The following is a 13,678-nucleotide window of genomic DNA, read 5'->3' on the forward strand; positions in this document are numbered from 1 at the left end:
AGATGTACGAGGGCCCGGTCCAGGACCTGATCGACGAACTCGGCAGGCTGCCGGGGGTCGGGCCCAAGAGCGCGCAGCGCATCGCCTTCCACCTGCTCGGCGCCGAACCCGCCGACGTCACCCGGCTGCAGGAGGTCCTGCAGAAGGTGAAGGAAGGCGTCGTGTTCTGCGACGTCTGCGGCAACGTCTCGGCCGAGACGACGTGCCGCATCTGTTCCGACGCCCGCCGCGACCCGTCGGCAGTGTGTGTGGTCGAGGAGCCCAAGGACGTCCTCGCCATTGAGCGCACCCGCGAGTTCAAGGGCCGCTACCACGTGCTCGGCGGCGCGCTCGACCCGTTGTCCGGTGTCGGCCCGGAGCAGCTTCGCATCCGCCAGCTGCTCACCCGGATCGGGTCGGAGGAGATCACCGAGGTGATCCTGGCGATGGACCCGAACACCGAGGGCGAAGCGACCGCCACCTATCTGATCCGGATGCTGCGCGACTTCCCCGGCCTGACGGTCACCCGGTTGGCGTCGGGGCTGCCGATGGGCGGCGACCTGGAGTTCGCCGACGAGCTGACCCTGGGTCGCGCGATGTCCGGCCGCCGCACGGTGTGAGCCTCGCAGGCGACATCCTGGCCGCGCCCGCTCGACTGGGCGCTGTCCGGCTGGTCGCCGTGGACGGTCCGACGGGCGCGGGCAAGTCCACTGTGGCCGCTCGGCTGGCCGACGACCTGCGAACACGCAGCGTGGTCACGACCGTGGTCCCGACTGATCACTTCGCCACCTGGGACGACCCGGTCGCCTGGTGGCCCCGGCTCGTCGAAGGCGTGTTGAACCCGCTGGAGAACGGCGTTCCCGGCGCCTATCAGCGCACTGAATGGCCTGGTGGGGTGCCCTCACCTGGAGCTTGGATCACCGTCGAGGTGCCCGAGGTGCTCATCGTCGAGGGTGTGTCCTCCGGCAGGCGCTCCGTGCACCCCCGGCTCTCCCGGTTGATCTGGGTCGAGTTCGGCGATTTCGCGACCCGCCTGGAGCGCTCGGTGGCCCGCGACGGCGAGTCGAGTCGGGCCGAACTGGTGCGCTGGCAGGCTTTCGAGGCCGGGTGGTTCGCCGTCGACCACACACGGGCGCGCGCTTGCGTGCGTGTCCGTTCCTGACCATATGACGCAGTCGGGTGTCCGCTGAACGGACGAACGATCAAGAATTCTCACGGAACGTAGGCGAACCGTCGCGTAACGGTGATTCTCCGTATACCAGTTGGCCGGATCGTGACCTGACGTAGCTGAGGGAAGTAGTTATGAGCGGCTATGGTCGGCGACCACACGGTGAGATCCCGTGCACAGTTTTGAGCTGAATACGAGGAGTGCGTGATGGCTTACCAGCGATCCGCGCGACTTAGCCGGCAGGCGTACACGCCTCGGCTCGTCGCGCAGTCGCCTCGGCACGGGCGGTACGTCGGATGACGCCGCCGCTCGAAGTGACCGAGTCGACCGCTGCGGCACCGCCGGAAGTCACGCTCGCCGGGATGAGCAAGAAGGCGATCCAGGGCCGTTCACTCAGCCAGATCGCGTGGCTGCGCCTCAAGCGCGACAAGGTCGCCATCGCCGGCGCGTTCGTGATCATCGCGTTGATCCTCGCGGCTATCGCGGCGCTGGTCTTGGACCGGGTCTTCAACGTCATCGGTCCGAACGACTTCCACCAGGACCTGATCGACACCGAGGGCGGGACGCTCGCGCCCAAGGGCACCTTCGGCGGGATGAGCCTTGAGCACCCGCTGGGCATCGAGCCGGTCAACGGCCGCGACCTGCTGGCGCGCATCTTCGCCGGGTCGTGGATCTCGCTGCTGATCGCGTTCCTCGCCACCGTGCTGTCGGTCCTGATCGGCACCGTCATGGGCGTGATGGCCGGGTTCTTCGGCGGCTGGATCGACACCATCATCAGCCGCTCGATGGACGTCTTCCTGGCGTTCCCGCTGCTGGTCTTCGCGATGGCACTGGTCGGTGTCATGCCGGACACGGTCTTCGGCCTCGGCTCGGAGACGGTCCGCATCGGCATGCTGACCTTCATCATCGGCTTCTTCAACTGGCCCTACATCGGGCGCATCGTCCGCGGCCAGACCCTGTCGCTGCGCGAACGCGAGTTCGTCGACGCGGCCAGGAGCCTGGGCGCACGTGGCCCGTACATCCTGTTCCGGGAGCTGCTGCCGAACCTGGTCGCCCCGATCCTCGTGTACGCCACGCTGCTGATCCCGACCAACATCCTCTTCGAATCGGCACTGTCCTTCCTCGGGGTCGGCATCAACGCGCCGACCGCGACCTGGGGCGGCATGCTTTCGGAGGCATCGCGCTTCTACACGATGCCGCACTTCATGCTCTGGCCCGGTCTGGCGATCTTCGTGACCGTGCTGGCCTTCAACCTGTTCGGAGACGGGCTTCGTGACGCCCTCGATCCGCGGGCTCGATAGGTGATTGGTTCCGGTAATCCCATTGCTCCGGGAAAGAAAGGGTGCAACCGCAAGATGAACAACAAGCGCTTGGTTACCGCGGTGGCCGCGGGCGCGGTTGTCGTCATGGGCCTCTCAGCCTGTGGTGGCAACGGCACCGATGGCAAGAACGGTGGCGGTGGCACCAAAACCCCCGCCTTCAATGCTGCGTTGACGGAAACGTTCAACCCTTCCGAAAAGAAGGGGGGAATCGTCAAGATCGCCAACGCGGGTACGTGGGACTCCCTGGACCCGGGTGAGACCTACTACGGCTACTCCTGGAACTTCCTGCGGCTCTACGGCCGTTCGCTGCTGATGTTCAAGCCCGCCCCCGGCGGCGCGAGCAACGAGCTGGTCCCGGACCTCGCCGAGAGCCTGGGCACGCCCAGCGAAGGCGGCAAGACCTGGACCTACAAGCTGCGTGAGGGCATCAAGTACGAGGACGGCACCACCGTCACCTCGAAGGATGTCAAGCACGCGGTGCTGCGGTCGACCGACAAGGAGACCTTCCCCAACGGTCCCGCGTACTTCGAGGGCTACCTCAACCTGCCCGAGGGCTACAAGGGCCCGTACAAGTCCAAGGGCGTGGACACCAATTCGGCGATCGAGACGCCGGATGACCGCACCATCGTCTTCCACCTGAAGCAGGCCTTCGGTGGCTTCGACTACTTCGCGCACCTGCCGCAGACCGTTCCGGTCCCCGAGGCCAAGGACACCGGCGCGAAGTACCGCGAGCACGTGATCTCCACGGGCCCGTACAAGTTCGACAAGAACGAGATCGACAAGCAGTTCAACCTCGTTCGCAACCCGGAGTGGAAGCCGGAGACCGACCCGAACCGTAAGGCGCTGCCGGACGGCTACGAGGTCACGATGAACGTCAACGCCGACGACATCGACAACCGGCTCATCTCGGGTGACATCCACATCGACATCACCGGCACGGGCGTGCAGCCCGCGTCCCTGAGCCGCGTGCTCAGTGACCCGGCGATCAAGGCGAACGCGGACAACCCGACGATCGCGCGTCTCTGGTACACCTCGATCAACCCGACGGTCGCTCCGCTGGACAACAAGGAATGCCGCAAGGCCGTCCTGTACGCCGTGGACCGCACCGGCTACCAGACCGCTTACGGCGGCACGTTCTCCGGTGGCGAGATCGCGACCACGCTGATGCCGTCGCAGATCCCCGGCGCCGAGAAGTTCGACCTCTACCCGGCGGGCCCGGACAACAAGGGCGATGTGGCCAAGGCCAAGGAGGCCCTGACGGCCTGCGGTCAGCCGAACGGCTTCGAGACCAACATCGCCTACCGTTCCGAGCGGCCGAAGGAGAAGGCTGCCGCGGAGTCCATGCAGCAGGCACTGGCCCGGGTCGGCATCAAGCTGACGCTGCGCCCGTTCCCGCAGGGTGACTACTTCTCGCAGTTCGCGGGCAACCCGCCGTACGTCGTGGCCAACAAGCTCGGCATGGCGCTCAACGGTTGGGGCGCCGACTGGAACGACGGCTTCGGCTTCCTGTCGCAGATCGTCGACAGCCGCGTGATCCGTGAGACCGGTGGTTCGTCCAACACCTCCGTGCGCATCCCCGAGGTCGACAAGATGCTCGACGAGGCCATCGGCGAGACCGACACGGCCAAGCGCGAGAAGATGTGGGGCGCGATCGACAAGCGCGTCATGGAGGAAGCAGTCATCCTCCCGGGCGTTCACAGCAAGAGCCTGATCCTGCGTGGCAAGGGACTGACCAACGTGTTCGTCTCCGACGCCTACGGCATGTACGACTACCTCGCCATGGGTCTCGAATAACCACCACGTCCCCTCGGTAAATCCACGTTAGGCAGGTGAAGGCAGCAGGTGGCAGGCCCGGGTGATCCCCGGGCCTGCCACCGGTGCCGGCCACGGTGATCACATACATCTTCCGGCGGCTGTTCGCAGCGGTCGTTCTGCTCTTCATCGTGAGCGCGGTGACGTTCTCGATCTTCTTCGTGATGCCCAAGCTTGTCGGCGGCACACCGGAGACCCTGGCCACCCGCTACGTGGGCCGGGCCGCGACCGCCGAAACCGTCAAGATCACCGCGGAGAAGCTCGGCTTCTACGACCCGGTGGTCGTCCAGTACGGCAACTGGGTCAAGGGCGTCGTCGCAGGCGCCGACTTCGACTACGGCGCCGGTGTGGAGCGTTGCCCCGCGCCGTGCCTCGGTTATTCCTTCCGCACCAAGCAGCCGGTCTGGCCCGAACTGCTCGACCGCGCCCCGGTGACGATGTCGCTGGCCGCGGGCGCGGCGACGCTGTGGCTGATCGGCGGTGTCGCGGTGGGCACGCTCTCCGCGCTGCGCCGCGGCACGTTCTTCGACCGCACGGCCATGGGTATCGCGCTGGCCGGCGTGTCGCTCCCCATCTTCTTCACCGGGCTGATCTCGCTGTCGTTCTTCAGCTATTCACTGGGCTGGGCGGCACCAGGAGGGGCGTACACACCGTTCCTGGAGAATCCGGGGGAGTGGGCGTACAACCTGCTCCTGCCGTGGATCACGCTCGCGTTCCTGTTCTCCGCCCAGTACGCGCGGCAGACCCGTGCGGGCATGCTCGACACGATGAACGAGGACTTCATCCGGACCGCGCGGGCGAAGGGCCTGCCCGAACGCACCGTGGTGGTCAAACACGGTCTGCGCGGCGCGCTCACCCCGATCCTCACGATCTTCGGCCTCGACGTCGGCCTGCTGCTCGGCGGCGCCGTCCTGACCGAGAGCGCGTTCTCGCTGCAGGGCCTGGGCAAGTACGCCATCGAGGGCATCACCAACTACGACCTCCCCAAGGTCATGGGCGTCACGATGCTGGCGGCGTTCTTCGTCGTGGTGGCCAGCCTGATCGTGGACCTCCTTTACGCCGTCGTCGACCCGAGGGTGCGCACCAAGTGACCGAGTTTTCCGAAGACAGCCTCGACGGCGGCGCCGCGACCCGGCCCGAGCCGTCGACGAAACCGGACGCGTTCCTCGAGGTGCGCGGCCTGCGGGTGCATTTCCCCACCGACGACGGTGTCGTCAAGTCGGTCGACGACCTGTCGTTCAGCGTCGCGCGCGGCAAGACCCTGGGGATCGTGGGCGAGTCCGGGTCCGGCAAGAGCGTGACGAGCTTGTCGGTCATGGGTCTGCACAAGGCGGGCACGGCCAAGATCACCGGTGAGATCCTCCTCGACGGCCAGAACCTGGTCGGCATGGGCGCGGAGAAGGTGCGCGCGCTGCGGGGCAAGCGGATGGCGATGATCTTCCAGGACCCGCTGTCGGCGATGCACCCGTTCTACACGGTGGGCCACCAGATCATCGAGGCGTACCGGGTGCACAACAAGGTCACCAAGGCGGTGGCCCGCAAGCACGCGATCGACATGCTCGAGAAGGTCGGCATCCCCAACCCCAAGGGCCGGGTCGACGACTACCCGCACCAGTTCTCGGGCGGCATGCGGCAGCGCGCGATGATCGCGATGGCGCTGTCCTGCGACCCGGAGCTGCTGATCGCCGACGAGCCGACGACCGCGCTCGACGTGACGGTGCAGGCGCAGATCCTCGACCTGATCCGGGATCTGCAGCAGGAGTTCAACTCCGCGGTCATCATCATCACCCACGACCTCGGCGTTGTCGCCGAGCTGGCCGACGACATCATGGTGATGTACGCGGGCCGGGCCGTGGAGTACAGCACCGCCGAGGACATCTTCAACTCGCCGCAGCACCCGTACACGTGGGGTCTGCTCGGCTCGATGCCCAGGCTCGACCGCGACCGCACCGAGCGGCTGCTGCCGATCCCGGGCACGCCGCCGAGCTTGATCAACGTGCCGGACGGCTGCCCGTTCAACCCGCGCTGCGCCTACGCCAACCTCAACGGCGATCTCAGCATGACCGAGCGGCCCGAGTTCCGTGACATCGGTGGCGACCACCACATCGCCTGCCACCTTTCCGCCGAGAACCGGGTCCGCATCTGGGACACCGAGATCAGGCCGAAGCTGTGAGTATCGAAAACGGGGACGCCGTGAGCGCACAGACCGAAACCCAGCCAGTCGAGGCCAAGCGCACCGACGAGGCGCTGCTGTCCGTCGAGGGGCTGACGAAGCACTTCCCGATCCGCAAGGGTCTGCTGCAGCGCCAGGTCGGGGCCGTGCAGGCGGTCGACGGACTGACTTTCGACGTGAAGAAGGGCGAGACGCTCTCGCTGGTCGGCGAGTCCGGCTGTGGCAAGACCACGACCGGCAGGCTGCTGACCAGGCTGCTGGAGCCGACCGCGGGCAAGGTCATCTTCGACGGCAAGGACATCTCGCACCTGTCCGTCGGCAAGATGCGCCCGCTGCGCCGCGACATCCAGATGATCTTCCAGGACCCGTACTCGTCGCTGAACCCGCGGCACACGGTCGGCACGATCGTCGGGGCGCCGTTCAAGCTGCAGAAGGTCAAGACCGAACACGGCGTCAAGCGCGCGGTGCAGGACTTGTTGGCGCTGGTGGGTTTGAGCCCGGAGCACTACAACCGGTACCCGCACGAGTTCTCCGGCGGCCAGCGCCAGCGCATCGGCATCGCCCGCACGCTTGCCTTGCGCCCCAAGCTGATCGTCGCCGACGAGCCGGTCTCGGCGCTGGACGTGTCGATCCAGGCGCAGGTCGTCAACCTGCTGGAGGACCTGCAGACCGAGTTCGACCTGACGTACGTGATGATCGCGCACGACTTGTCGGTCGTTCGGCACGTGTCCGACCGGGTGGCGGTGATGTACCTCGGCAAGATCATGGAGATCGCGGACCGCACCGCGCTCTACGAGCGGCCGATGCACCCGTACACGGTGGCGCTGCTCTCGGCGGTGCCGATCCCGGACACCTCCCGGCGCGGCAACCGTGAGCGGATCCGGCTGCAGGGAGACGTTCCCAGCCCGGTCAACCCGCCGTCGGGCTGCCGTTTCCGCACCCGGTGCTGGAAGGCGCAGGAGATCTGCAAGGTCGAGGAGCCGCCGCTGGCGGAGCTGGCCCCCGGCCACCGCGCGGCGTGTCACTTCCCGGAGAACACGGACAAGCTGACCATCGACCCGACCGGTGCGTCGCATTCCTGAGTAGACAGACCCGAGAGCGGCCGGGGATTCCCTGGCCGCTCTCGCTTTATTCGCCGGTGGCTCCGTCGATGCGCTCGCGGAGAAAGTCGGCATGCCCGTTGTGGCGGGCGTATTCCTCGATCATGTGCGTGAGCACGTAGCGCAGCGAGTACTCCTCATCCCCGTGCCGCCCGATGACGTCAAGCGACTCGGCGGCGTCGACGATGGCCCGCGACTGGGCGCATGCGTCGTGCCAGACCTCGAACGCCTTGTCCGGATCAGCGTCGTCCACGTCGAAATCGGCGCGGTACCCGTCTGCCCCGCGGCCCCAGTAACTCGGAACCTGCTCCCCGTTCATGACGTTGCGGAACCAGCTCCGTTCGACCTCGGCCAGGTGTCGGACCAGCCCGAGCAGCGAGATCGCTGACGGTGGAACGGCTTTCTCCTTGAGCTGGTCCGCGTTCAGGCCCGCGACCTTCATCTCGAGGGTCTGCCGCTGCCAGTCCAGGAACTGAGTCAACGAGGCGCGTTCGTCGGCTACGTATGAGGGTTCGGTTCTCTGCTGCTTGTCCACTCCGCCATGATTTCACCAACCGACCCCGGATCTGACTGAAACAAGCAGGTCATCGGCAGACAACAGAGCCGTGGCCTACTGGGTAGGTGCACACCGGAGGTGGTGATCGCCTTATGCCCGGAGCCGACCCGCTCGCGGTCACCTTGCGGTTCAAGGACATTCACGGTCACCGGCGGGCCTACCGGATGGGCGGCAGCGGCCCGGTGCTGCTCTTCATCCACGGCATCAGCGACTCCTCGGAGACCTGGCGGGACGTGCTCCCCGACCTCGCCGAGCGCTACACCGTCATCGCCCCCGATCTCCTCGGGCACGGTGACTCCGACAAGCCGCGGGCCGACTACGCCGCCGCGGCCTACGCCTGTGGGATGCGGGACCTGCTGGCGGTCCTCGACATCGACAAGGTGACCGTTGTCGGTCACTCGCTCGGCGCCGGTGTCGCGATGCAGTTCGCCTACCAGTTCCCCGAGCGCTGCGAGCGGTTGGTGCTGGTCAGCGGGGGTGGGGCGGGTCGGGCGGTGCATCCGCTGCTGCGCCTGGCGGCCGGGCCGTGGGCGGAGGCGGTGATCCCGCTGGCGGTGTCGCGGCCGGTCAACGCGATCGCCGACGGTCTGCTGGCGGTGCTGCCCCGGCTGCCCGTCTCCAGCCACACCACCGACCTGACCTACGTCCTGCAGCGCTACCGCCTCCTGCGCGAGCGCCGCGCGCGGGCCGCGTTCCTACGGACTCTGCGGGCGGTGGTCGATCACCGCGGCCAAGTGGTGACCATGCTCGACCGCAGCTACCTGGCCGTCGGCATGCCCACCCTGCTGATCTGGGGCGCGCGGGACCGGATCGTCCCGGCCGCCCACGCCGAGGTCGCCCAGGCCGCACTTCCCGGAAGCAGGCTGGAGATGTTTCCCGATTCCGGCCACTTCCCGCACCACGACGATCCGGCGCGGTTCGTCAAGCTGATCGACGAGTTCCTGGAGGGCACCGACCCCGCCGAGTACGACCCGGCCCGGTGGCGGGACATCCTGCGCGGCGGCCGTCCCGACTGACCCACGACGGGGCCGAAGCGGATGCGTGGTTTGCCCGATGCGCCCGCGGACACTGGGCTCCTAGCGTGAGTCCATGACCAGCATGCCGATGTTCGCCGGAATCGCCTCGACGGTGATCTTCGCGTCGAGCACGCTGCCGATGCTCCTCAAGGCCCACCGGACCCGGGACCTCGGCTCCTACAGCCTGGGCCACATGCTGCTCGCCAACCTCGGCAACCTGATCCACTCGCTGTACGTGTTCAGCCTGCCCGCCGGCCCGATCTGGGCGCTGCACGGCTTCTACACCGTCAGCACGGCACTGATGCTGGTCTGGTTCCTGCGCTACGCGAACCTACCCACTGCCCGCCGCCGGCAGATGGGTGTTCTGTCCGACGCGGCGGCCGCGCCCGGTCCATAGCGTCGAAGCCACCACTTCAGGAGGCGCGACATGACCACCCAACACATCGAGACCCTGATCATCGGCGCGGGCCAGGCGGGCCTGTCCACCGGCTACCACCTGCGCGAACTCGGCCGCCCGTTCCTCATCGTCGACGGCAACGACCGGGTCGGCGACAACTGGCGCAGGCAGTGGGACACGCTGCGGCTCTACACGCCCGCCAAGTACGACGGCCTGCCCGGCCTGCCCTTCCCGCAGGACGGCTGGTCGTTCCCGCACAAGGACGAGGTCGCCGACTACCTCGAGAGCTACGCCCTGCACTGGGACCTGCCGGTGCGCATGAGCACCCGCATCGACCTGCTCGAAGCGCGCCCCGGCGGCGGGTACACCGTCGCCATCGGCGCGGACACGATCACGTGCGACAACGTCGTCGTCGCGACCGGCACTTTCGGGCGCACGCCTTACGTTCCCGCCTTCGCGAGCGAGCTCGACCCAGACATCCGGCAGTTGCACTCCAGCGAATACCGCAGGCCCAGCCAGCTCCAGCCCGGCAAGGTCCTCGTCGTGGGCGCGTCGCACTCGGGCACCGACATCGCCTACGAGCTGGCGTCCACCCACGAGACTGTCCTCTGTGGACGAGACTGCGGTCAGATCCCCATGCGCCTGGAGTCGCGCAAGTTCCGCGCGGCGTTCCCCGCGATGCTGTTCGTCGCGCGGCACGTGCTCAACCGTCGCAACCCGATCGGCCGCAAGGCGATGGACGAGATCCGTGCCCACGGCGGCCCGATGCTCCGGGTGAAGCGCGCGGACCTTGAGGAACGCCACGTCGAGCGGGTCCTGTCCCGGGTGACCGGCGTGTACGGCGGCCTTCCCGTGCTCGGCGGCGACCGGGTCGTCGACGCGGCGAACGTCGTGTGGTGCACCGGTTTCAAGCAGGTGTTCGACTGGATCAAGCTGCCGGTCTTCGGTGAGAACGGCTGGCCGACCGAGTTCCGCGGCGTCGTCGACGACGCGCCCGGGCTGTACTTCTGCGGCCTGGCCTTCCAGTACTCGTTCAGCTCCATGGTCCTGCCCGGCATCGGCCGCGACGCCGAGTACCTCGCCCGCCGGATCGCCGCCCGCGCGCCCGTTCCAGCCGGAAAACGTACTCTTTGACCTAGGGAGATGCGTGATGGGCGTAGTCGACGACCTGGCGAGAGCCCGCGCGGCTTTCGAGCACCGCGAGTGGATGGCGGCCTACGAGGCGCTGTCCGAAGCGGACGACGCCGTGCTGACCGCCGACGACTTCGCCCAACTCGCCACCGCCGCCTACCTGGTCGGCCGGACGAACGACTGCGTCCAGGCGATGCAGCGCGCCTACCAGGGACATGTGGACGCGGGCGACACGCTCGGGGCCGCCCGCTGCGGGTTCTGGCTCTCCATGGTCCTGCTCATGAGCGGTGAACCGGCGGTCGCGGGCGGCTGGGGAAGCCGCTGCCAGCGCCTGCTCGACGACGTTCCCGGGGACGTCGTGGAGCGCGGCTACCTGCTGATGCTCGCGATGCTGCGGAGCTTCTTCACCGGCGACCACGAGACCGCCCACCGGCTGGCGCTCGAAGTCATCGACTACGGCCACCGGTACCGCGACGCCGACCTGCTGGCCAACGGCCTCAACGCGCAGGGCAGGCTGCTGCTCTACGCGGGCCGCGTCCCCGAGGGCCTGGCGCTGCTCGACGAGGCGATGATCGGGATCTCGACCGGCGAGGTGTCGCCGGTGTCCGCGGGCCAGGTGTACTGCTCGATGATCGAGGCCTGCCAGGAGGTCAGCGACTACGGCCGCGCCGCGGAGTGGACCAGCGTGCTCACCACGTGGATCGACGCGCAGCCCGGCCTGGTCAAGTTCACCGGCCAGTGCGCGGTGCACCGCGGCCAGATCATGCGGGTCCGCGGCGCGTTCACCGAGGCGGTCGAGGAGTTCGAACTCGCCGCGCACCGCTACGCCGCCGCCGAGACACCGGGGGCGGCGGGTCTGGCGCTGGCCGAATGCGGCGACGTCCTGCGGGTCCGCGGTGACTTCGCCGCCGCCGAGGCGGCCTACGCCCGCGCGGCGGGTTACGGGTATGAGCCACAGCCCGGCCTCGCCCTGCTCTGGTCGGCGCGCGGCCGTGGCCAGGCCGCGGTGGCGGCGGTGAGCAGGCTGCTGGGCGAGCAACGCGGCCCGGTGCACCGCTCACGGCTGCTTCCGGGCGCCGTCGAGGTGTTGCTGGCCGGGGGCGACACCGACCAGGCCGACGAACTCAGCGTCGAACTCGCCGCCATCGCCGGGTCGTTCGGCTGCCCCGCGCTGCGCGCCATGGCGGGCTACGCCCGCGGCGGTGTCCTGCTCGCGCGCGGCGAACCCGCCGCGGCGCTGCCGGAATCGCGCATCGCGGCGCAGGAATGGCAGCGACTCAGCTCGCCATACGAGTTGGCCCGGTGCCGCGTGCTCATCGGCCGCGCCCTGCGTGAACTGGCCGACGAACAGTCCGCGACCACGGAGTTCGCCGCCGCCCGCCAGGTCTTCCACGACCTCGGGGCACTCCCCGCCGAACAGGAAGCGGCCCACCTGGTCGCCCCCGCCGCCCCGGGCGGCCTCACCGCGCGCGAGGTCGAGGTGCTGCGGCTGGTCGCGGCCGGACGCAGCAATCCGGAGATCGCTGCCCGGCTGGTGCTGAGCGAGAAGACCGTGGCTCGGCACCTGTCGAACATCTTCACCAAACTCGACGTCACCTCCCGCACCGCGGCCGCGGCCTTCGCCTACGAGAACCGGCTCGTCTGAAGTGGGCTCAGTTTGGTAAATCGGCCACCCACTGCTGATCAGACTCGGTAACGTGCCGCCGGCCCGCCATGCGATCCCGCGTGTAATTGAGGGCATTCCAGGAATTGAAGGTATTCATGAGCACCGACACGCCCACGCCCGCGCCCGCTCCGCACGTTCCCGCGGAGGAGCCCGCGCCGAAGAAGAAGAGCATCGGCGTCAAGATCCTGTCCTACATCGTCGGGGCGATCGTCGTGGCCGGACTCGTCTACGGGTTCAACTACTTCTCCAGTGACGCGGCGCAGGCCAAGGCAGGCGAGTGCGCGAGTGTCACCGGCACCACCACCAAGCCCGACTTCAAGGTCGTCGACTGCGGCGCCGCCGAGGCGAACTACACCATCGGCAAGGTCCTCGGCTCGACCACCGAGAAGTGCGGCGGCGCGTACGACGAGTACACCGAGACCGCGCGCAAGGGCCCGGACTCGAAGCTGTGCCTGGTCCCGAACCTCGTCGAGGGCGCGTGCTACGAGGACCCCACGACGTCCAAGGCCATGGGCATGGCGAAGACCGAGTGCAAGGCGGGCGCCATCAAGGTCGTCAAGAAGGCCGATGGCGTCGTCGACGAGAAGCTGTGCACGGACTCGTCGCCGCTGTCCTACACCGAGCCGAAGCTGACCCTCTGCCTCACGCAGGTCGAATCCTCCTGACGCTCTGACACTGGAAAGGTGCGCGTGCCGCTCGTCGGCACGCGCACCTTTCGTTTGTCCTCCCGGCCAAGATCGGACACGATCGGCGCATGTCGGGACTGGATCGGCCGGTGGTCGTCGCGGTGTGCGGAAGCCCTGGGGCCGGGAAGACCACCGTCGCCCGCGCGACGGCGCGCCGCCTCGGGGTGCCGTTCCTGACCCGCGATGAGATCAAGACCGGCCTGGGACTGTCGTCGGCTTCGGCGGCCGAGGACGGCGGCGTCCGGTTCACCCCGGACTTCCACGTCGCGGGCGGTCCGGTGAGCCGGCGGGCCGAGGCGGCGATGGTGGACGCGGCCCGGCTGTTCGCGTCGGCACGGGTGAGCTTCGTCGTGGAGTCATCGGTGTTGTCCGACAAGCTGTTGGCCGCCCTGGCCGACGCCAGAGTGCTCGCCGTTCATGTCACCGCTCGCGAAGCGGTCATCGACGGACGCCTCCGCGCCCGGGTGTCCGCGATCGACCGGCAACTCGCGTCCCAGTTCCAGCGGGGTGAGATGGACCCGTCGATCTTCAAGCCGCCCAGCGGGGTCGGCGCCGTCGTCGAGGTCGACACTTCGGATCAGGAGATCCCGGACGTCGGCCCGATCGAGGCGGCAGTCAACGCTTTGCTTCGGTAACCGAGAAGGTGCGCGCGCCGCCGGGCGGCACGCGCAC

14 protein-coding genes are annotated in these 13,678 nt (G+C 68.2%); 13 read left to right on the forward strand and 1 reads right to left on the reverse strand.

The window, feature by feature from the left end:
• Positions 1-2 precede the first annotated feature (2 nt).
• From recR to C8E96_RS09375, 7 genes are all read left to right on the forward strand, one after another.
• On the forward strand, positions 3-599 hold the full coding sequence (gene recR / locus C8E96_RS09345) for a recombination mediator RecR (RefSeq protein WP_091380237.1): 597 nt from the start codon (positions 3-5) through the stop codon (positions 597-599).
• The gene (locus C8E96_RS09350) at positions 596-1,141 is read left to right on the forward strand and encodes a uridine kinase family protein (protein ID WP_228770091.1); all 546 of its coding nucleotides are present in this window, start codon (positions 596-598) and stop codon (positions 1,139-1,141) included. The genes recR and C8E96_RS09350 overlap by 4 nt, the downstream gene beginning before the upstream one ends.
• Positions 1,142-1,443: 302 nt before the next feature.
• Entirely contained in the window at positions 1,444-2,448 is a 1,005-nt protein-coding gene (locus tag C8E96_RS09355) for an ABC transporter permease (RefSeq protein ID WP_091380233.1), read from the forward strand.
• Positions 2,449-2,502: 54 nt separating this feature from the next.
• A complete protein-coding gene (locus C8E96_RS09360) occupies positions 2,503-4,263 on the forward strand; it encodes an ABC transporter substrate-binding protein (protein WP_091380231.1) in 1,761 nt (586 codons plus the stop codon).
• A 95-nt stretch (positions 4,264-4,358) separates the two neighbouring features.
• On the forward strand, positions 4,359-5,372 hold the full coding sequence (locus C8E96_RS09365; RefSeq protein ID WP_091380596.1) for an ABC transporter permease: 1,014 nt from the start codon (positions 4,359-4,361) through the stop codon (positions 5,370-5,372).
• Positions 5,369-6,454: an ABC transporter ATP-binding protein gene (locus C8E96_RS09370; RefSeq protein ID WP_091380229.1), complete on the forward strand. Its 1,086-nt coding sequence runs from the start codon at positions 5,369-5,371 to the stop codon at positions 6,452-6,454. The genes C8E96_RS09365 and C8E96_RS09370 overlap by 4 nt, the downstream gene beginning before the upstream one ends.
• Positions 6,455-6,474: 20 nt before the next feature.
• Positions 6,475-7,536: an ABC transporter ATP-binding protein gene (locus tag C8E96_RS09375; RefSeq protein WP_166657933.1), complete on the forward strand. Its 1,062-nt coding sequence runs from the start codon at positions 6,475-6,477 to the stop codon at positions 7,534-7,536.
• A 46-nt stretch (positions 7,537-7,582) separates the two neighbouring features.
• Here the strand turns inward: C8E96_RS09375 and C8E96_RS09380 are convergent, their stop codons facing one another.
• Entirely contained in the window at positions 7,583-8,089 is a 507-nt protein-coding gene (locus tag C8E96_RS09380) for a DinB family protein (protein ID WP_091380224.1), read from the reverse strand.
• A gap of 113 nt (positions 8,090-8,202) precedes the next feature.
• Here C8E96_RS09380 and C8E96_RS09385 point away from each other — a divergent pair, with 113 nt between their 5' ends.
• From C8E96_RS09385 to C8E96_RS09410, 6 genes are all read left to right on the forward strand, one after another.
• Positions 8,203-9,126 (forward strand): alpha/beta fold hydrolase, encoded by a 924-nt coding sequence (locus tag C8E96_RS09385; protein WP_091380222.1) that lies wholly within the window; start codon positions 8,203-8,205, stop codon positions 9,124-9,126.
• Between the two features lie 73 nt (positions 9,127-9,199).
• On the forward strand, positions 9,200-9,523 hold the full coding sequence (locus tag C8E96_RS09390; RefSeq protein ID WP_091380219.1) for a hypothetical protein: 324 nt from the start codon (positions 9,200-9,202) through the stop codon (positions 9,521-9,523).
• 30 nt (positions 9,524-9,553) lie between these two features.
• Positions 9,554-10,657 (forward strand): flavin-containing monooxygenase, encoded by a 1,104-nt coding sequence (locus C8E96_RS09395; RefSeq protein ID WP_091380215.1) that lies wholly within the window; start codon positions 9,554-9,556, stop codon positions 10,655-10,657.
• 16 nt (positions 10,658-10,673) lie between these two features.
• A complete protein-coding gene (locus tag C8E96_RS09400; protein ID WP_091380212.1) occupies positions 10,674-12,299 on the forward strand; it encodes a helix-turn-helix transcriptional regulator in 1,626 nt (541 codons plus the stop codon).
• 116 nt (positions 12,300-12,415) lie between these two features.
• Positions 12,416-12,985 carry an LppU/SCO3897 family protein gene (locus tag C8E96_RS09405; protein ID WP_091380209.1) on the forward strand — a complete coding sequence of 190 codons (570 nt, stop codon included), beginning with the start codon at positions 12,416-12,418 and terminating at the stop codon, positions 12,983-12,985.
• Positions 12,986-13,074: 89 nt separating this feature from the next.
• Positions 13,075-13,641 (forward strand): AAA family ATPase, encoded by a 567-nt coding sequence (locus C8E96_RS09410; RefSeq protein WP_091380206.1) that lies wholly within the window; start codon positions 13,075-13,077, stop codon positions 13,639-13,641.
• Positions 13,642-13,678 lie beyond the last annotated feature (37 nt).

Source organism: Actinokineospora alba (genome assembly GCF_004362515.1).
Classification (GTDB): domain Bacteria; phylum Actinomycetota; class Actinomycetes; order Mycobacteriales; family Pseudonocardiaceae; genus Actinokineospora; species Actinokineospora alba.

Excerpts from the sequence above, each read along its gene's own strand:
- C8E96_RS09395 (WP_091380215.1), top strand. The coding sequence starts at position 9,554 with ATGACCACCCAACACATCGAGACCCTGATCATCGGCGCGGGCCAGGCG.
- C8E96_RS09390 (WP_091380219.1), top strand. The coding sequence starts at position 9,200 with ATGACCAGCATGCCGATGTTCGCCGGAATCGCCTCGACGGTGATCTTC.
- C8E96_RS09410 (WP_091380206.1), top strand. The coding sequence starts at position 13,075 with ATGTCGGGACTGGATCGGCCGGTGGTCGTCGCGGTGTGCGGAAGCCCT.
- C8E96_RS09385 (WP_091380222.1), top strand. The coding sequence starts at position 8,203 with ATGCCCGGAGCCGACCCGCTCGCGGTCACCTTGCGGTTCAAGGACATT.
- C8E96_RS09360 (WP_091380231.1), top strand. The coding sequence starts at position 2,503 with ATGAACAACAAGCGCTTGGTTACCGCGGTGGCCGCGGGCGCGGTTGTC.
- C8E96_RS09400 (WP_091380212.1), top strand. The coding sequence starts at position 10,674 with ATGGGCGTAGTCGACGACCTGGCGAGAGCCCGCGCGGCTTTCGAGCAC.
- C8E96_RS09355 (WP_091380233.1), top strand. The coding sequence starts at position 1,444 with ATGACGCCGCCGCTCGAAGTGACCGAGTCGACCGCTGCGGCACCGCCG.
- C8E96_RS09405 (WP_091380209.1), top strand. The coding sequence starts at position 12,416 with ATGAGCACCGACACGCCCACGCCCGCGCCCGCTCCGCACGTTCCCGCG.
- recR (WP_091380237.1), top strand. The coding sequence starts at position 3 with ATGTACGAGGGCCCGGTCCAGGACCTGATCGACGAACTCGGCAGGCTG.